The sequence below is a fragment of the Kocuria sp. CPCC 205231 genome (assembly GCF_040980965.1).
GTDB lineage: Bacteria > Actinomycetota > Actinomycetes > Actinomycetales > Micrococcaceae > Kocuria > Kocuria rosea.
The window spans coordinates 17,296-32,608 of record NZ_JAVKPP010000014.1 but is presented as its reverse complement, the minus strand read 5'-3'; the positions used below and the strand labels follow the sequence as shown (position 1 = coordinate 32,608).

The following is a 15,313-nucleotide window of genomic DNA, read 5'->3' as shown; positions in this document are numbered from 1 at the left end:
TGATGCCATAAAGCGGACGAGGAACGAGGACACGAAAAGTTGCATCAGCTGTCCACCCTCCAGGTCGATTGGGTGCAACCGCACCAGGGTGTCCACATGTGCTGTTCATGTGGACACCCTGCACGAGCTGTGGTGGGGGCTGTGGGCCCGGCGGAGAGACCGGAGGATGAATCTCGGAGGCGATCCACAGCCCCCACCACAGCTCACAGCACTGCCGCCGGATAGGCGCCCTCTTGCGCACCGCCGGCTCGGCCGGCGGAACGGGTCCGCGTGAAGAAGTTGGTCTATGACCGTTAGGGCGGGATTGGTGTTCAATGGAAGGGAATGGTGTTGCAGATGTGAAGGAGTGGTGATGGCGCAGCGTAAGAGTGCGACGAAGACTGAGGCGCGGGAACGAGCCCGCCGGGCGGCCGCGGAGTCGATGGCCCGGGAGCGGCGGTTGCTAGAGCTGGGTGAAGAGTTCTTTGTCGCCCAGGGCGAGGCCGAGCAGATCATGGAGACGGCCGAGCAGCGCATCGCGGAGATTCGAGCCAAGGCGGAGCAGGAGGCGGCGCGGGCCAAGGAAGCACAGGCGCGCGTGGTGGCTGGCATGAAGGGTGAGCGGGTCGCCGTGCCGGAGATTGCTCAGCGCCTTGAGCTGTCGGCTGCTGAGGTTCGATCCCTGCTTAAGGAAGTACCGGGCGCAGCGAATGCAGTGGGCGAGGACACCGAAACATTGGAGTCTGTCGCATGAGCGACGACGCAGAAAACAGGGTGATCAAGGATAATCCCGCAGCGGAGCTGCACCATCTGTTCACGAAGTGGTCAACCGCGAATGCGACCGCCCCCAACAACGATCTGTCAGCTCAACGCTTGCGCAACCCTGGTCCCTCGATGCCTTCCATGAGGAAGGCAGTTCGCCTACTTGAATCGTGCATGTTTTGGCTTGACCAAGCTAAGCGGGACGACCCGGAGCTGGAGTCCTTCGATCGGTACATCAACGTATGGGCGCAAGCAATCTTTGCCTACCCTGGTGGCTGGCGCGGACCCGGTGGTGCGGGGCCATTCACCGTGGACATGATGGCGGCTCTCCGGCAACTTGGTGCCCTCATGCGAGCCCACGGGCTCCGCCTGCCCGTTGACCAGCGATCTGCCGCTCTCGACCTGTTGCGGGAGATTGAGCAGCAGACCGAGGATGACCCTGAGTTGCCGGAAGACCTACGGGAGTTCCTGCGGGCGACCACACAAGAACTGCGCAGGGTGTATGCCGATTACAGCCGTACTGGCCTGTTCGACTTCAACCTGGCGCGCAAGGGATTGAAAATTGCACTCGACCTAGCCGCTGAACGGTCAGGGGAACGGCGATCAACCTGGGAGCGTTTCTCCAACCGCTGGACTCAACCTGTCGCGGTCAACGCCCTGGGAGGCATAGCAACACAAGGCGGAATGCTCGCTATCGGCACCGGCCTTGGCTGATGAACCTAGAACAAGGTTGGGTGGTCGGGGTCGATGCCGTGCACGAGCTCGCGCACCACGTCCTCGTCCCACCCGCGGGTTTTCAACTCCTCGCGCAGCTGCCGGGACCGCGCCGAGCGTTCGGCCCTCGACAGCCGCCGCCACCGGGCTGCGGTGGCCGAGGGCATCCGACCCTTCATCGCCCGATCGGCCATGTTCTCCGACCGACTGCCCAACAACAGGTGCGTGGAGGGCTCCAGGGTGGCGTGCACGCACAGCGGAACGTCGCACCAGTGCAACGCGGTCAGTCCCTCGATCGCACCCAGCCCACCGTGGACGGTGGCCAAGGAGAAACGATGGGCGGCAACCGCTCTTTGACCGTTAGCGGTGGGTAGCCAGAAGCGGCCGTAGCCGTCATCACTGATGGCGCCGAGCCACAACCAGCACGAGTCGGGGTCCGGTCCTTTCAAGACGTGGGAGTAGAAGCGCTCAACGTCCGCGGACTGCACGGCGGGCCTCCGCTCGATGGACCAGCAGCAACAGCAGCCCCGTGATGACCGCACCCACTGCGATCGCCGACCATGTGTTGTCGTTGATGCCCACCACGTCCCACACCCAGAACAGATACGGGGCGATGGCCACGGTGCCGGCCACACGGTGCCGCAGCGCCGAGGGCATCGGGATGATGCGCAGCACCCAGTGCGCTACCGCGTGGCCGATACGGTAGAACAGCCGCACCCACCACAGCAGGTAGAGGATCACGAGGCGGGGCATCAGCGGCCTCCTCTCGGCGCGGGGTCATCATGGGTGGCCGCCAGTGCCTCGGCGTCCCAGACGTCAATCTCGTCCTCGGGTAGCTCCAGACTCACATGCGCCAGGGACTTAATCTCCCCGCGCAGCACCCGTCCCACCGCGCCTTTGGATACCCCGACGCGGCGGTGGATCTTGTAGTGGGACAGCCCCGCCCGGTGCAGCCGATGAATAGCGCGGACCTGCTCGGGGGTGATCGGGGACTTGCGGCCCAGCTGCACGCCGCGGGCCCGGGCGGCCTCCAGTCCGTCCTGGACGCGCTCCACGATCAGTGCGCGTTGATACTCGGCCATCGCCACGAACACGTTGAGCTGGAAACGGCCAACCGGAGTGGTGGTGTCGATGGTGTCGGTGAGACTGCGCAGCGCCACCCCGCGGCGGATCAGCTCGTCAATCGTGGTGACCATGTGCACCAGGGACCGGCCCAGCCGGTCCAGGGAGTACAGCACCAGGGTGTCCCCCTCCCGGGCCTCGGCCATGAGCGCGGCCAGCCCGGCGCGCTCTGCCTGGGTGCCGCTGATCTTGTCGGTGAAGACCAGCTCCGCCGGCACCCCGGCCTCGGTGAGCGCACGCAGCTGCACATCGAGGTTCTGGGAGGTGGTGGACACTCGGGCGTAGCCGAGCAGCCGGCCGGGGTGACTCGATTCTGGGCTGTTGTGAGCTTTTTGAGTCATCGTCTATCGAGTCCTGGATTTCGAGTCGGGATTTTGGAAGCTGTGGCCGGCCCTCGTCGGCGGGCCGGCCACTATGGATTCCGGGCCAGGGACCGGTAGAGCGTGGAACGGTCGATGCCCAGTTGCCGAGCGACCTGGGCCTTGGGCACCCCGGTGGCCACCAGCTCGCGGGCGGTGGCTAGTTGCTCGGTGGTGAGCTTGCGGGCTCTGCCCTGATAGACGCCGCGGGCCTTGGCAGCACGAATGCCCTCGGCCTGTCGTTCCCTGGTGATGGCCCGCTCCAGCTGGGCGAAGGAGGCCATGATGTTCAGCTGGAACTCTGCGAACGGGTCCGCATCACCGGGTTGGAAGGTGACCCGTTCGTGGACGAACTCCACCACCACGCCCTTGGCCACCAGCTCCCCCACGATCTGATTCAGGTCCACGACCGAGCGGGCCAGCCGGTCCATCGAGGAGACCACGACCGTGTCCCCGGCCCGGGCGTAGCCGATCAGGTCAGCCAAGGCCGTGCGCCCCTCGCGCTTGGCCCCGGAGTATTTTTCCTCGAACAACCTGTTCACTTCCCCCAGGGCGGTCAGCTGCCGGGTGAGGTTCTGGTCAGTGCTCGACACTCGGGCGTACCCGATCCGCTGCCCTGCATGTTGCGCCATGTCTAAAGCCTTGCACACATCTGTGGCAAAAATCGTAAAAGGACCCTAAAGCCACGTGAAAAGCAGGGCGCCGACACTGTTGCGCTGGGGTATACCTCAAAGCAACACTAAGGCGTTGTGTCAACGCCTATTCCTTCGGTTGGCCATAGCTGACCTAGGGACAAGCATTTTTTAGGGACATCGTGATGCACATGCCGCGTATAGGCGACATTAGGTGCGGATGGAAGTCTCAAGTTTATAGCTGATCCTGGACCCTTCCGTAGCTACTAGTGGTTAGGGTTCGCTTGCTAAGGGGGTCGGGAAGACCAGGATGATGTTTCCGCCGAAGCGGGTAGACATGAGGGGCATGGAGTTATTTGGATCGAAGCGTCGGGTTGCGACCCTTGTGTGCAACAGGTTTCACTTGGCGCCTTGGTGCTGGGCCCTGCCTGCACATGGCGTGGCACAGCCCCAGAGCCTTGATTTGCTGGAAGGCTCCGGGGCTGTGCATTGCCGTCATGGCTCAAATTGTTAGAGCGGGTTGATTTACATTAAGGAAATGATGATCAGCGATCCGCCGAGCGACACTGCGCCGATCGTCAGAGCAGCCATCACGAGCTTCGTATCGCCCCACTGGAATTTGTAGCGCCCGGTCAATACCGTCACAATCAGCAGAACCATGCAAATCGAGTTCAAGGTGATGAGCATTGCTTGCATATCACATCCTTTTCTTAGCCTTTTCCATTGCTATCCCGACCTTGCCAAAACTGAAACCGATGACTCCATTGACCGCACCGCCTCCGCACGCGCCCGCGTAGTCGCGCGTTGCTGCATTGGGATTAACTACTGACTCACCCCATATTCCCCCGACACAGCCGGCTATTCCGCCGATGATCGCCCCCGGAAGTGTCCTTTTGGCGGCTATTCCCAGGAGACCTACAACGCCCTTGGTGACCTCCCCGGCGGTGCTGCCCCAGAATTCCTCCCAGGAGTAAAGCCCCAAGGGATCGGAGTTGTTGATGGGGTCGTTGGCGGCAAAGGCGTAGCGGTTGGCGTTCGCCGGGTCCAGGGGTGCGTCCAGGGTGTCTTGCTGGGAGAAGCGGCCCCATTCCACGGAGTACCAGCGGTGGCCGAACTTCACCCAGTTGGTGTTTCTATCGTGCAGGCCGCCCTTGAATTGGTAGGGGTTCATCACGGTGCCGTATCCGCCGGAGTCCTTGGTGAGGGTGGGCACGCCGGGCGGGGGCGCTACTGACTCAGTGAGCGGCGTAGTAGGCGTCCTTGACGGTCTGGTGGATGCGGCCGCGGTCGGAGACCTCGTAGCCGTTATCCTTCGCCCAGGCCCGGATCTTCCCGGTGTCCGGGTCACTACCCGAGGCGCGGGACCGGGTGCCGCGGGCACCACCACGGGTGGTCTTGCGGCCAGCCGCCGCGAACGGGCGCAGTGCCTCCCGCAGCTTCTCGGCGTTGGTGGTGGAGAGGTCGATCTCGTAGTCCTTGCCGTCCAGGGCGAAGGTAAGGGTGTCGTTGGCGGGGCCGCCGTCGAGGTCGTCCTCGAGGTGTATTTCGACTTTCTGGGCCATGGGTGGTGTTCCTTTCGATATCCGGGTGGGGGAGTGGGGTCAGGGGTGGTCGGAGTCGTCGTCGGTGGACACATCAGTGGGCGCATCGTCGGCCGGTGCCGTGGTCTTGGTGCGGTTGCCGGTAATCACGGTGCCCTCGGTGGTGAGGTCCACGCAGAGCATGTCGTTCTCCACGAAAGGCTTCCACCGCCTCGTCGCCGTGGTATTGATGCCGTAGTGCGCGGTGAAGGCCGTGGCTGAGACGATCGCCTGCCCGGGCCCGCGCTTGGAGCCGCTGCGAACTGCGTAGGCGTGCGGGGAGGAGTCATCGGTGGCGCGTAGTGCCATGACTTGGCGGTCACGGTCGTAGAGCAGCTCCACTGTCTCAGCGTTGCCAACCAGGTCATGGGCGGCCTTGTTCAGCGAGATCACCCCGCGCTTCTGGATCGTCACGCTCGGAGCCTTGGCCAGCGGAGTCATCCTTTTGTCGAAAACCTCGAACGGCATTATTCCTCCTACGGTTAGTACCCAGTAATAATGAACTTCATCGTAACCATGGCAGGCATTGGTCTGACAGTAATGTGCGACTCATCCGGGGTGTCTCTGAAGGCATGGGATGCAAGACGTCTCGCCAAGATTTTTTGCGCCCGTAAGTTTCCGCAGCATCGAGTGTCTCGCAGTTATGTGCTTTATCCCGGTGCCTAGAGATGTGTACTAGAGGTTGGTTTCGAGACACAAAGGAGTCGACGTGGGGAAGTTGATTGACGATGCGCAGGGTTGCCCGCGGGTTCTGGAACCTCGAGAACCACCGCCTACGCGCCCTGCTCGCTGCCGGTAGCCACCAGCAGTAGCGGACGACACCTACCCTTACTTATTTGTGAATGGCCCGTAAAACCACTGGGTGATGCAGCAAGAAAGCACCCCTGTGGTACACAATTTAGACAATGTGGGCGCGTCGCGGCGGGTGGCCAGATTGTATAAATCTGGCCACCCGCCGCCAATCAAGCTGTTTATATATTTTAATAAATTAACGATAATATACCTGAAATACCACCGAGTGTTGCCGCAATCAAATACGCCTTGCTCATTGTTCGCAACGCTTGAGAGTAATCCTCTAACGATTCATCTACACGCGCATAAATATTAGAGCTTGTTCTGAGCGTTTTTGCCATTCGATTATGGAGAAATCCAGTGGTCCTAGACCCTGCATATACGATAAGAGCGGCGATACCGAGCGTCACACCAGTGGAGTGATTAAATTCATCCTCGGGGTCAAGGAAGATTGAAGCAGTTGAACCCAGTATCAGGATGCCCAGAGCTGCGGCGACAGTGAGTGTCGCCACTTCAGCAGAACCTTTGCCCGAGTCCGAAAACCTTCCAATACGTTTTGCCCATGCCTTTCTAAAATATAGTCCAGCACCTAAGGTTACTATTGCGAAAATAAATGATATTGCCATAGGGGGCATGGGGTTCAATCCTTACCAGAGGTCAATCATTCCTACGCTGGCACGCACTCCACCATTAATTCCGACAGAATTCAAGCCGTAGCTTCGAGACCAGTAATTCCCATCTTTAGACCAATTGTATCCTACATCACCTCCAAGTAATTGGGCGCTTACAAATGGCCCCCAAGATCCCTCTTTGGAATAGTTAGTATCCGCTGTCCCAATCTGGGCGTCGACTCCGCCGGCAGGTCCGCCTGCAAGGCCTACCGAGCCACCTAGCACTCCATTATCGTCAATACCAAACCCGCCATACAGACAAATGACGTAGCACCCGCCACCCCCCAATTCAATACTCGGGACTGTCCGATAAACGGTGTGTGGGGTCCGGCGGTTTTCATCAGTGAGTGGTTCTCTCGAACCGTCCGGCGAAGGTGATCGCGAACGCGTTCAGCGCCGGCTTCCACCTCATCACCCAGCGTGCTCTACCGCCGCCGGTCGGATCAAGAGATCTGGTGACGAGGTAGAGGCACTTCAGCGCAGCAGCCTCGTTCGGGAAGTGCCCGCGCGCCCGCACCGCCCGCCGGTAACGGGCGTTAATCGACTCGATAGCGTTCGTCGTGCAGATCACCCGGCGGATCTCCACGTCGTACTCCAGGAACGGCACGAACTCCGCCCAGGAGCTCTCCCACAGCTGCACGATCGCGGGATACCGCTGGCCCCACTCGGCCTTGAACTCGGTGAACCGGTCCTTCGCCGCGGCCTCGGACGGGGCGGTGTAGACCGGCTTGAGCGCCTTGACGATCCCGTCGCGGTGCTGTCGGCCGGCGTAGCGGAAGCTGTTGCGGATCAGGTGCACGATGCACTGCTGCACCACCGTCTGCGTCCAGGTGGTGTTGATCGCCTCTGGTAGGCCCTTGAGTCCGTCACAGACGGCGATGAGCACGTCCTCGACGCCCCGGTTCTTCAGCTCGGAGAACACCTGCAGCCAGAACCGGGCGCCCTCGGCGCCGTCACCGGCCCAGATTCCAAGGATGTCGCGTTCCCCGTGCACGGTGACGCCCATGACGACGTAGAACGGGGTGTTGCGGACCTGCCCGTCGCGGACCTTCACCACGACCGCGTCGACGAAGAGCACCGGGTAGAGCGGGTCCAGCGGCCGCGAAGACCACTCGGCCAGCTCACCGGCGACCTTCTCGGTGATCCGGCTGATGGTGTCCTTGGAGACCCTGGCCCCGTAGACCTCCTCGAAGTGCGCCGAGATCTCCCCGGTGGTCAGGCCGCGGGCCGACAGCGAGAGCACGATCTGGTCGATCCCGTCCAGACGCCGCTTGCGCTTGGGCACGATCACCGGCTCGAAGGACCCGTCCCGATCCCGGGGCACCTCGATCTCGACCGGGCCGATCTCGGTCAGCACGGTCTTCACCCGGGTCCCGTTGCGCATATTGGCCGCGATCGGGGTCTGCCCGTGGTCGTGCCCGAGGTGCTCGGTCAGTTCGGCTTCCAGGGCGGTTTCCAGGACATTCTTCGTCAGCTGGTTCAGCAGCCCGCCGGGCCCGACCAGGCTCACGCCTTGCTCCTTCGCCTGGGCCAGCAGCCACTCGGCGAGGTCCTTCTGATCGATGATCTCTCCCGTCACAGGGTCGATCATCGTGCCTGTCATCTCGGTCGTGGAGTCTGACACGGCCGTCTCCTCTCGGATCAGGCCGGACCCTCACACACCGTTTTTCTTACAGTCCCCGGCGGGGCTGTACCTGCTCAACCTTCTGGTCTCCCTGGTGGTGACCTCTACGGTGGATCTGACCGCCGCCTACGAACGCCTCGGCTTCACCACTGAACAAGCCCAGCTCGCGGCCACCCAGGCGGCCGGTTCGATGGTGAGCACGATCATCACCGCGGTGATCGCCATCGGCCTCTACGCCTTGGTTTACAGCGGGTTGAAGAAAGGCCGGAACTGGGCGCGGATCCTCGGCATCGTCCTGGCCATCCTCAGCGCCATCGGCACCGTCTTCGGGGTCTTCGGGTCCTTGCTCTTCGGTGGGTGGGCGGTGGTGCTGATCGCTCTCACCGTGGCCGTGCTCATCGTGGACATCCTCTGGTTGATCACCGCGTTCAAGGCCCCGGTCCGCGCCTGGTTCACCTACCGTTCCTGAATGCCCAGCAGCTCGGTGGAGAACGGCTCCGGCGAGGAACGCTCAAGAAGGCCGGGGACGGGGAGGGCAAAGCGGATCAGGGGCCGCCGCGAGGATGTTCTGAGATCTCACGATCCATACTGACCTTCGTGAAGGAACTTGCTGATGTCCTCGGCCCCCTGTTGACGACTGTGGCCTCTGTAGCCGGGGTGCTTGGGGCGCTGGGCCAGCTCACTGCCGGTACGCGACTGCGTCGTCAGGTCGCGTACTGGCAGGAGCAGGCACAGGTCTCTGTCTCGACGCAGGACCGTGCCGTGGCCCAGAGCCTCCAGCGCGAAGCCATGGGGCGGCTGGTCGCGTTGCAGGCCATCCCCGGGCGGCGGCTGCTGATCGAAGGGGCCATGGTGGTTTTCCTCTTGGCCTGGGCCACGGGACAGTGCTTCCAGGTGGCCGCCGATCTCGCAGAGCAACTGAGCGCACGACGGCTGATCGAGAATCACCTGTGGGAGATCGGTGTGGTGATGCTGTTGCTGCTCCTGATCTGCCGAGGGGTAAGCCGTACCGCCAATGCCGTCTATGAGCGACGGCAGATCGCCACTGCCTACATATTGGGGACAGCGCTGGAACGCGAGCACCTCAAAGCCTTCCGGGGCGGACAGACCCACACCACCTTGGGATGGAAAGGACTGGGGCTGCTAGTGGTAATCGCCGGCGGCCTGTGGTGCCTGGCCGTGTTCTTGGGCCTGGGCCTAGGCGCCGGTTCTCAAGGAGTGGAGCAGGGCCCGGCCTGGCTCAGCAACATAGCGCTGGGCAGTTTCCTCGGACTGGCGGGCCTTGTTGCCCTGTACGTACTCGACCTCCACCACGCCGGCTGGAAGCACCCTTCACCGGAGCTCATGGAGCCCACGAATGCACAGCCGCTGAACGACGACATCTCCCCCAAAGCGCCGTCACAGACACCCACCAGGCCGGAGGAGAAAAAGCACAGCAGGCCCTGGCTGACTTCCCCGGCAAGGACACCTGTCGAGACCAACCACAGTCACGGGCCCGGAACTCATGGTCACCGTGTCAATGATCAACCCCTGTAGACGACTGTGCCATCCGGCCATGTCTCGTCCGGCTGCCGCACCGTAGAGCCCGGGCGGTCCTCAACAGTGCCGGTACCGTGCACTTGCACGCCTCGAACGCCTTCGTTGACCAACTCGCCGTCAATGTTCATCGTCCCCAGGGCAATGCATGTCTCCGTGAGGCGCACGCGCCCACCCTGGCTGATGTTGAGCGTGCCCGACGCTTGCTGGTGGAACGTCGCCTCACCATGAGCGGCAACATTGACGGTTCCCAAGACATGCCCCTTGGCATTAAGGGACGCCCCGCTCTCCACAGTGACAGATCCGGTGAGTTTCGCCAGAGACACCACATGGGCCCCTGTCTTGATGACCACCGTGACGGTGATCGGCTCGGAGAGCTCACAAGACTCCGTGATGACGACGTCGGGGACTTCCACCAGTTCGCCGTCTTTGTAGGTGTAGCTGGGCATGGCAACTCCTCCATTTGTATTCGTGCAGTGCTGAGGATCTCGGCCTCACTGTGCCTATGTGCCTATGTGCCTTTATGGCACATAGGCACGGTGGCGGCTAGTGGTGAGTGTGCTCGGGGTTGCGGCTGCGCCGATCCGGTCCGGTGGTGCGGCGCCGTGGCCGGCGTTGTCACTGATCGGCTGTGGCTGATGCCCCCTCGCCGAGACGGATGTAGGCGATCAGTGCCTCACGCACGATCTCGGACTCATTGCGGTGCTGCTCTTGAGCAATCTGGTGGAGCCGGTCCTTGAGTGCTTGCGGGACCCGGGCACGAACCACCGGGGACTTCCCTTCATGGCCCAGCGCGGGCCGACCCACCGCGATACGGGCAGCCCCCTCAGCTGTTGTCGCCCCGGTGGCAGCCATCAGGGCGGTCCGGGCGGCCTCGGCCGCCTCCGGTCCGCGCCGGACGGTGCCCGGCCTCACGGCCAACCCGCCGTGCTCGGCGCGCCGGGCCAGCTCGTCGTAATCACCCATGAGGGTCACTCTCCTTCGTAGAGCAGATGCCAGTACAGGTCGGTGAGTTCCATCGCGTGGAAGATCACCAGGTCGCGTGGTGGACGGTGGGCGGCGATGACTTCGAGGTATTTCTCCGTCTGCCCGTGGGGGTGTCCCACGTAGACGACCGTCACCTCACCGGGATGCCCCTCGACCTCAGCGCTGACTTCGGCGTGCGTCATCGCGTACAGGGCATTTTGCCTGCTGATGCCATGTCGGCCTGCGCTGTGCGTCCACTCAACTCCCATGCTGATATTGTAGCACAGAATGCGGCTACAGAATAGTAGTTGGGGTGCGGATGGTGCCGCCGATCTTCATCTGCGTGTCCTTGGGATCAGTGTCAGTGATGGGTGCAGGTCGCGGCTTCGACGGCCTGGAGGTGCAGCCGATCGGCGGCGGCGGCCGCCTGGCGGGCGGGGTCGCCGTCATCGGGGTCGTCATGGTCCTGGGTGGCTTCTTCGGCGGCGTGCATCTGGTCGTCGTGGTAGCCGGACAGCGCGTCGGTGAGCAGCTGGTAGGTGCTCGGCGCCAGGGTGATGCTGACTTGGCCGGCGCTGTGGGCGGCCTCGATGGTGCGGCGCAACTCCTCGGCGTGCAGGACCTCGTGCAGCAAGGTCATGCGGTCCTCGGCGGTGGGGGCGAACTGTGCTTGACGGGTGAGGAGCTCCTGATGGGCCGCGTGTTGCTCTAGGGCCTCGGTCAGTACCTCGTAGGTGGTGGAGTCCAGCTGATAGGTGAGAGTGGGCTCGACGCTCATGGTGTTCCCTTCGATGGGCGCAGCCCCGCCTGGAGTCAGTGGCGGGGCGTTCGGATGATGAGCTGGGAGACGCGCTGCTGGCCGATCCCTAGTAGTGCGGCGATCGCTTTCTGGCTCATGCCGTTCCTGCTCAGGGCCGTGACGGCTTCTCGGGCGTCCTGGGCTGCTTCTTCGGTGAGCTTGCGCGCCTGTTCGGCTTTGTCCTGAGACTGCCTCCAGCTGCTCAGGGCGGCGGATTGGGCGTCGGTGAGTTCTTGGCTCATTCAGGAGGTCCTTCCGGGAGGGCGCGGGAGCCGGCGGGGTCGGCTATCCCAGCGTAGGCCGGGGCCCGGCCCCGGCCGATTGGGTCTAGGCCGGGGCCGGGCCCCGGCCGATTGGGTCTAGGCCGGGGCCGGGCCCCGGCCGATTGGGTCTAGGCCGGGGTGATGTAGAGAACGACGTCGGCGGAGTGGGTGTCGTCGGCGGCCACGAGTACGGTCCAGCGGGCCCTCCTGAGGTGGCCGGTATGGATCGTCCAGGTGGTGCCCACGCTCAGCCGGTGGTGTTTGCCGATTAGCGCCTCCAGGGTGGCGCTGAGGGCTTCCATGACAGCCGCGGTGCCCTGGATGGGCTCCTGGTGGTCTGAGAGGGCACACGCGCGGTCGTGGGCGTTTGCGGCCATGACAACGCGGAACTCTGGACGCACTCCGGCAGCCTGGGCCGCTGCGGTGACCTCGACCGGGGCACATGTGGCGGGGGTATAGGTGATGGACATGGCAGGGGTCCTTTCTGGGGGCGGGGGTGGCCTGGGGCGCCCGGGGTGGGGGCGTGTATCCCGTAGGGATGCTGCTGCCGGCGACGGGAGGGGCGGTCCGCTGGTGTTGGCGGGCCGCCCCTCTGGTGTTCAGGTGCTCAGCGTCCGGGCGAGACCCATCAGCTTGTCGGGGCGGTATCCGCTCCAGTGGTCCAAGACGGCGCCGTGGTCGTCCTCAATCACGGTCACCGGGGCGCGTTGGTGGCCGAGGTTTTTCACGTAATCCAGGGACGCCGGGACGGTGGCCAGACTGATCGGCGCGTACGGGATGCGCTTACGGTCCATGGCTTGGGCGGCGGCGGTGCAATTGGTGCAGTGGGGGGCGGTGTAGAGGGTCACGGTAGCCATCGGGGGTCTCCTGGTCGACGGTGGAGGAGTGCCGGGGGAGGACGGGGGCCCTCCCCCGGCACGGGGTCGGATGGTCAGGTGGTGGGCTCGGTGTCCTCGTCGGCCTCGATGGGGTCGAGGGCTTCGGTGAGGGTGTGCGTAGCGCGCAGGACGTTTGCGGCGGTGTCCAGGCCGAAAATTCCGGCGACGATGTAGGCCACAGACTCGGCCTCGGTTTCCTTGATGCCACGGTGGGCGATGTATTCGGCGTGGTCCTCATCGGCGTGCAGGAGGACGTGGGCGGCCTCGTGGATAGCGGTCTTGGCGGCCTGGGCGTCGGAGACGTTCGCCTCCACGACGACGCGGCGGGTGCCGTCGGTGGTGGTGTAGCCGTTGGCCTCCCCCGGGATGGGCTCGCGCGTCACGGCCCAACCGATTCCCTCCAGGTAGGCGGCGGTGCGGGCGTACAGCTGAGCGTCATCGGCGCCCTCCAGGCGGCGGGACGGGTGAGCCGGGGCCTCGACTCCTTCAATGGGGTCGGTCTGGGAAATGTCGAACACGGAGAGGATCGGAAAAATGGTGATCTTCTTCTCTTCGTCCTCTCCGGTCTGCTCGTTCGTCTCGGTGATCTTCTTGGAGCTGTAGCCGAAAATCTTGATGGACTTCTCACCCTTGCGCACCTGGCGGCCCTTGGCCTGCCACTGGCGGAAGCCGGCGACCTGGGTCGCGTGCGGGCACTGGGCGGTGATCAGCAGAACGTTGTTGATGCTGAAATTGTGGAAGCTGGCGGCGTAGTCCAGGAACTTCTGCCACTCCCCCGAGGTCGCCAGGCCCTCGACCTGGTTGGCCAGCTTCTCGTGCAGGGCCTTCGCCTCGGCCTGACGCTGCTCGGCGGTCTTGCGGGTCTTGTTCTTGGTGGTCATTGGTTTTACCTTCCGTGTTTTCGGCCTTTCTTATATTTCTATACTAGTCCCCCCGCGTAAATATGACAAGCCTTTTTCTTGGTTTGTTGACTCTTTGGTGACACGCGGCCGGCATTTATTCGACTTTTAGGCGCGGGGCGCCCCGCGCCCCAGGATGTGCGCAGGGGGTCCCTTTGGCGCTTTGGGACGGGTGTGTGCTGGGTGTGGGCCCCGAGCCTTTTCGGGGGTCTCCACGCGCCGCCAGTAGCTCGATGCGCGGCCCTGGCCTGGCACCTCATCCCGTCGCCTGTCCTTGGAAGAAAGAACCCGGCCCACTGCCGCTAATGCAGCCGGAGAACCGCAGTCCGGCGACCATGGGAAACTCCCCGCTGCTCTTCTTGCGGCGGCCGCGAATGGATGAAGGCCGACCCGTAGCTAGTCGGTCGGCCTTCGTCCAGGTGCGCCTTATGTGTCATTGTGCCTTTGCGACAGATAGGCAGAGTGGCACATAGGCATCATGTTGCAGAGTGCCTACTGACTGCGTGGACGTCCTGGGCTGAGCACTCCGGGGCCGGTGAACTCCTCGACGCCGTACTTGGTGTGCAGGTCATCTAGGGAAGTGGTGAGCAGTCCGGTGATCCAGTCAGACCAGGAAACGCCGGGGCCGGCGTCGATGACGTAGGCCCTTTTCAGCTCGGTGAGCAGAGGTTTCGGCACTGTCACGCGGAGACGGTCACGCTGCTCGGTGGTCAATGTGGGCTGCGGTGGCGTTTCGGGTTGGGGTGCCGGTTCAGCAGCTGGAGCGGGCGCCTCCTGCTCCGGTGCCGTTGGCGCGATAGGGTCCGCACCGCTGCGACGGCGACGGGAGGCTTTGGGTGCGTGCTGGGTCGGCATCGGTGGATCTCCTAGGCAGTGAGGGTCCGGTAGTGACGGTCATAGAGCTCTACGATCGGCTTGGCGTCAGCGCCCATTTGGCTCAGAGACACTCCGGCTTGAATGGCTCGGCTGATAATGACGCGCTGCGGCACCGGAGGGTCCAGCAATAGATCCCCAAATTGCTCGGCCAAGGACAGTCTCCAGTGCCGGTCTTCAATGACGTTGGATCGCCATTTATTGACCAGCACCGCAGAAAGCGTCACGGGTACTTGGTAGTGCTGGCGGACTCGGGCCACGCTTTCCTCGATTTCCACGAGTGCGTCAGCAGAGAAAAGGGTGGGCTCGGTGACGGCCAGGACGCGATCGGCGGCTGCCAATGCAGCCAGGGTGAGAGCTCCGATATTGGGTGGGCAGTCGATGAGCACGACGTCATAGCCGGCGGCGACCTCGCTGGCCTGAATGGCATCGTGCAGCAGTTTCACCCTGGCGGGGGTGCGCGGATTCTGGGTGAGGTCCCGCTCGACGGCAGCAAGATCCCGATCCACGGTGGGAGCCAGATCTAGCCCGGACCATGCGGTGGACACGATGACGTCGGCAAGTGGAGCGGGTTCATCTTCGGTGAGTACGTCAGCGGTGATGGGCTGACCGTCCGGTATCTCTTGGTCATAGAGAGTCCGCGTGAGGTTGCCCTGGGGGTCTAGGTCGATAGCGAGTACTCGGGCGCCGGCGCGGCAGCCGGCGTGGGCGAGGTTGGCGGTGGTCGTTGTCTTACCGACTCCGCCCTTCTGCTGAGCTACGGCGATGGTGAGCGGAGGAGCCATGCCAGAGCCACCTTTCCAGTTGTGCCTTTGTGACTCATAGGCATGGTGCCTATGAGTCTCTTCCTTTACTACCTTATGC

24 protein-coding genes are annotated in these 15,313 nt (G+C 63.3%); 4 read left to right on the top strand and 20 right to left on the bottom strand.

Annotation, left to right across the window (positions count from 1 at the left end):
• The first annotated feature begins 352 nt into the window (after positions 1 to 352).
• Both RF640_RS14380 and RF640_RS14375 read left to right on the top strand, forming a co-directional pair.
• Positions 353 to 733: a hypothetical protein gene (locus RF640_RS14380; RefSeq protein ID WP_368828229.1), complete on the top strand. Its 381-nt coding sequence runs from the start codon at positions 353 to 355 to the stop codon at positions 731 to 733.
• Positions 730 to 1,455, top strand: coding sequence for a hypothetical protein (locus tag RF640_RS14375; protein ID WP_368828228.1), 726 nt, complete (start codon positions 730 to 732; stop codon positions 1,453 to 1,455). Before RF640_RS14380 ends, RF640_RS14375 begins: the two co-directional genes overlap by 4 nt.
• A 5-nt stretch (positions 1,456 to 1,460) precedes the next feature.
• Here RF640_RS14375 and RF640_RS14370 read toward each other — a convergent pair whose 3' ends face one another.
• The 10 genes from RF640_RS14370 to RF640_RS14325 form a co-directional block, all read right to left on the bottom strand.
• Positions 1,461 to 1,781 carry a hypothetical protein gene (locus RF640_RS14370; RefSeq protein ID WP_368828227.1) on the bottom strand — a complete coding sequence of 107 codons (321 nt, stop codon included), beginning with the start codon at positions 1,779 to 1,781 and terminating at the stop codon, positions 1,461 to 1,463.
• 142 nt (positions 1,782 to 1,923) lie between these two features.
• Positions 1,924 to 2,208, bottom strand: a complete 285-nt coding sequence (locus RF640_RS14365) for a hypothetical protein (protein ID WP_368828226.1) — start codon at positions 2,206 to 2,208, stop codon at positions 1,924 to 1,926.
• Complete coding sequence (locus RF640_RS14360; protein WP_368828225.1) at positions 2,208 to 2,918, bottom strand: recombinase family protein; 711 nt, start codon at positions 2,916 to 2,918, stop codon at positions 2,208 to 2,210. The genes RF640_RS14365 and RF640_RS14360 overlap by 1 nt, the downstream gene beginning before the upstream one ends.
• Positions 2,919 to 2,989: 71 nt before the next feature.
• Positions 2,990 to 3,568 carry a recombinase family protein gene (locus RF640_RS14355; RefSeq protein WP_368828224.1) on the bottom strand — a complete coding sequence of 193 codons (579 nt, stop codon included), beginning with the start codon at positions 3,566 to 3,568 and terminating at the stop codon, positions 2,990 to 2,992.
• Between the two features lie 525 nt (positions 3,569 to 4,093).
• A complete protein-coding gene (locus tag RF640_RS14350; RefSeq protein ID WP_368828223.1) occupies positions 4,094 to 4,264 on the bottom strand; it encodes a hypothetical protein in 171 nt (56 codons plus the stop codon).
• 1 nt (position 4,265) lies between these two features.
• Complete coding sequence (locus tag RF640_RS14345; protein ID WP_368828222.1) at positions 4,266 to 4,781, bottom strand: RHS repeat-associated core domain-containing protein; 516 nt, start codon at positions 4,779 to 4,781, stop codon at positions 4,266 to 4,268.
• Between the two features lie 22 nt (positions 4,782 to 4,803).
• Positions 4,804 to 5,130 (bottom strand): Lsr2 family protein, encoded by a 327-nt coding sequence (locus RF640_RS14340; RefSeq protein WP_368828221.1) that lies wholly within the window; start codon positions 5,128 to 5,130, stop codon positions 4,804 to 4,806.
• A 39-nt stretch (positions 5,131 to 5,169) separates the two neighbouring features.
• The gene (locus tag RF640_RS14335; RefSeq protein ID WP_368828220.1) at positions 5,170 to 5,562 is read right to left on the bottom strand and encodes a hypothetical protein; all 393 of its coding nucleotides are present in this window, start codon (positions 5,560 to 5,562) and stop codon (positions 5,170 to 5,172) included.
• A 566-nt stretch (positions 5,563 to 6,128) separates the two neighbouring features.
• Positions 6,129 to 6,575 (bottom strand): hypothetical protein, encoded by a 447-nt coding sequence (locus tag RF640_RS14330; protein WP_368828219.1) that lies wholly within the window; start codon positions 6,573 to 6,575, stop codon positions 6,129 to 6,131.
• A gap of 376 nt (positions 6,576 to 6,951) precedes the next feature.
• Positions 6,952 to 8,202: an IS256 family transposase gene (locus tag RF640_RS14325; protein WP_368828312.1), complete on the bottom strand. Its 1,251-nt coding sequence runs from the start codon at positions 8,200 to 8,202 to the stop codon at positions 6,952 to 6,954.
• A 127-nt stretch (positions 8,203 to 8,329) separates the two neighbouring features.
• Here RF640_RS14325 and RF640_RS14320 point away from each other — a divergent pair, with 127 nt between their 5' ends.
• Complete coding sequence (locus RF640_RS14320) at positions 8,330 to 8,704, top strand: hypothetical protein (RefSeq protein WP_368828218.1); 375 nt, start codon at positions 8,330 to 8,332, stop codon at positions 8,702 to 8,704.
• A gap of 128 nt (positions 8,705 to 8,832) precedes the next feature.
• Positions 8,833 to 9,771, top strand: a complete 939-nt coding sequence (locus RF640_RS14315) for a hypothetical protein (RefSeq protein WP_368828217.1) — start codon at positions 8,833 to 8,835, stop codon at positions 9,769 to 9,771.
• On the opposite strand, the gene RF640_RS14310 is transcribed toward RF640_RS14315, so the two are convergent.
• From RF640_RS14310 to RF640_RS14265, 10 genes are all read right to left on the bottom strand, one after another.
• Entirely contained in the window at positions 9,759 to 10,220 is a 462-nt protein-coding gene (locus RF640_RS14310) for a hypothetical protein (RefSeq protein ID WP_368828216.1), read from the bottom strand. The two genes, RF640_RS14315 and RF640_RS14310, sit on opposite strands and share 13 nt — an antisense overlap.
• A gap of 169 nt (positions 10,221 to 10,389) precedes the next feature.
• Complete coding sequence (locus RF640_RS14305) at positions 10,390 to 10,737, bottom strand: ribbon-helix-helix protein, CopG family (RefSeq protein WP_368828215.1); 348 nt, start codon at positions 10,735 to 10,737, stop codon at positions 10,390 to 10,392.
• A gap of 5 nt (positions 10,738 to 10,742) precedes the next feature.
• Positions 10,743 to 11,006, bottom strand: coding sequence for a hypothetical protein (locus RF640_RS14300; protein WP_368828214.1), 264 nt, complete (start codon positions 11,004 to 11,006; stop codon positions 10,743 to 10,745).
• 92 nt (positions 11,007 to 11,098) lie between these two features.
• Positions 11,099 to 11,515 (bottom strand): hypothetical protein, encoded by a 417-nt coding sequence (locus RF640_RS14295; RefSeq protein ID WP_368828213.1) that lies wholly within the window; start codon positions 11,513 to 11,515, stop codon positions 11,099 to 11,101.
• A gap of 35 nt (positions 11,516 to 11,550) precedes the next feature.
• The gene (locus tag RF640_RS14290) at positions 11,551 to 11,778 is read right to left on the bottom strand and encodes a hypothetical protein (protein WP_368828212.1); all 228 of its coding nucleotides are present in this window, start codon (positions 11,776 to 11,778) and stop codon (positions 11,551 to 11,553) included.
• A gap of 149 nt (positions 11,779 to 11,927) precedes the next feature.
• Entirely contained in the window at positions 11,928 to 12,176 is a 249-nt protein-coding gene (locus tag RF640_RS14285; RefSeq protein ID WP_368828211.1) for a hypothetical protein, read from the bottom strand.
• Positions 12,177 to 12,398: 222 nt separating this feature from the next.
• Positions 12,399 to 12,656, bottom strand: a complete 258-nt coding sequence (locus tag RF640_RS14280; protein WP_368828210.1) for a glutaredoxin domain-containing protein — start codon at positions 12,654 to 12,656, stop codon at positions 12,399 to 12,401.
• A 74-nt stretch (positions 12,657 to 12,730) separates the two neighbouring features.
• Positions 12,731 to 13,558, bottom strand: coding sequence for an ArdC-like ssDNA-binding domain-containing protein (locus RF640_RS14275; RefSeq protein ID WP_368828209.1), 828 nt, complete (start codon positions 13,556 to 13,558; stop codon positions 12,731 to 12,733).
• Between the two features lie 510 nt (positions 13,559 to 14,068).
• Complete coding sequence (locus tag RF640_RS14270) at positions 14,069 to 14,431, bottom strand: hypothetical protein (protein ID WP_368828208.1); 363 nt, start codon at positions 14,429 to 14,431, stop codon at positions 14,069 to 14,071.
• An 11-nt stretch (positions 14,432 to 14,442) separates the two neighbouring features.
• Positions 14,443 to 15,234, bottom strand: a complete 792-nt coding sequence (locus tag RF640_RS14265) for a ParA family protein (RefSeq protein ID WP_368828207.1) — start codon at positions 15,232 to 15,234, stop codon at positions 14,443 to 14,445.
• Positions 15,235 to 15,313: the final 79 nt, after the last annotated feature.

What these genes read in the sequence shown, in the direction of transcription:
- RF640_RS14275 (WP_368828209.1), bottom strand. Translation starts at nt 13,558, where the DNA reads ATGACCACCAAGAACAAGACCCGCAAGACCGCCGAGCAGCGTCAGGCC.
- RF640_RS14305 (WP_368828215.1), bottom strand. Translation starts at nt 10,737, where the DNA reads ATGGGTGATTACGACGAGCTGGCCCGGCGCGCCGAGCACGGCGGGTTG.
- RF640_RS14330 (WP_368828219.1), bottom strand. Translation starts at nt 6,575, where the DNA reads ATGCCCCCTATGGCAATATCATTTATTTTCGCAATAGTAACCTTAGGT.
- RF640_RS14280 (WP_368828210.1), bottom strand. Translation starts at nt 12,656, where the DNA reads ATGGCTACCGTGACCCTCTACACCGCCCCCCACTGCACCAATTGCACC.
- RF640_RS14380 (WP_368828229.1), top strand. Translation starts at nt 353, where the DNA reads ATGGCGCAGCGTAAGAGTGCGACGAAGACTGAGGCGCGGGAACGAGCC.
- RF640_RS14285 (WP_368828211.1), bottom strand. Translation starts at nt 12,176, where the DNA reads ATGGCCGCAAACGCCCACGACCGCGCGTGTGCCCTCTCAGACCACCAG.
- RF640_RS14270 (WP_368828208.1), bottom strand. Translation starts at nt 14,431, where the DNA reads ATGCCGACCCAGCACGCACCCAAAGCCTCCCGTCGCCGTCGCAGCGGT.
- RF640_RS14290 (WP_368828212.1), bottom strand. Translation starts at nt 11,778, where the DNA reads ATGAGCCAAGAACTCACCGACGCCCAATCCGCCGCCCTGAGCAGCTGG.
- RF640_RS14350 (WP_368828223.1), bottom strand. Translation starts at nt 4,264, where the DNA reads ATGCAAGCAATGCTCATCACCTTGAACTCGATTTGCATGGTTCTGCTG.
- RF640_RS14360 (WP_368828225.1), bottom strand. Translation starts at nt 2,918, where the DNA reads ATGACTCAAAAAGCTCACAACAGCCCAGAATCGAGTCACCCCGGCCGG.
- RF640_RS14375 (WP_368828228.1), top strand. Translation starts at nt 730, where the DNA reads ATGAGCGACGACGCAGAAAACAGGGTGATCAAGGATAATCCCGCAGCG.
- RF640_RS14365 (WP_368828226.1), bottom strand. Translation starts at nt 2,208, where the DNA reads ATGCCCCGCCTCGTGATCCTCTACCTGCTGTGGTGGGTGCGGCTGTTC.
- RF640_RS14310 (WP_368828216.1), bottom strand. Translation starts at nt 10,220, where the DNA reads ATGCCCAGCTACACCTACAAAGACGGCGAACTGGTGGAAGTCCCCGAC.
- RF640_RS14325 (WP_368828312.1), bottom strand. Translation starts at nt 8,202, where the DNA reads ATGATCGACCCTGTGACGGGAGAGATCATCGATCAGAAGGACCTCGCC.
- RF640_RS14340 (WP_368828221.1), bottom strand. Translation starts at nt 5,130, where the DNA reads ATGGCCCAGAAAGTCGAAATACACCTCGAGGACGACCTCGACGGCGGC.
- RF640_RS14265 (WP_368828207.1), bottom strand. Translation starts at nt 15,234, where the DNA reads ATGGCTCCTCCGCTCACCATCGCCGTAGCTCAGCAGAAGGGCGGAGTC.
- RF640_RS14355 (WP_368828224.1), bottom strand. Translation starts at nt 3,568, where the DNA reads ATGGCGCAACATGCAGGGCAGCGGATCGGGTACGCCCGAGTGTCGAGC.
- RF640_RS14300 (WP_368828214.1), bottom strand. Translation starts at nt 11,006, where the DNA reads ATGGGAGTTGAGTGGACGCACAGCGCAGGCCGACATGGCATCAGCAGG.
- RF640_RS14295 (WP_368828213.1), bottom strand. Translation starts at nt 11,515, where the DNA reads ATGAGCGTCGAGCCCACTCTCACCTATCAGCTGGACTCCACCACCTAC.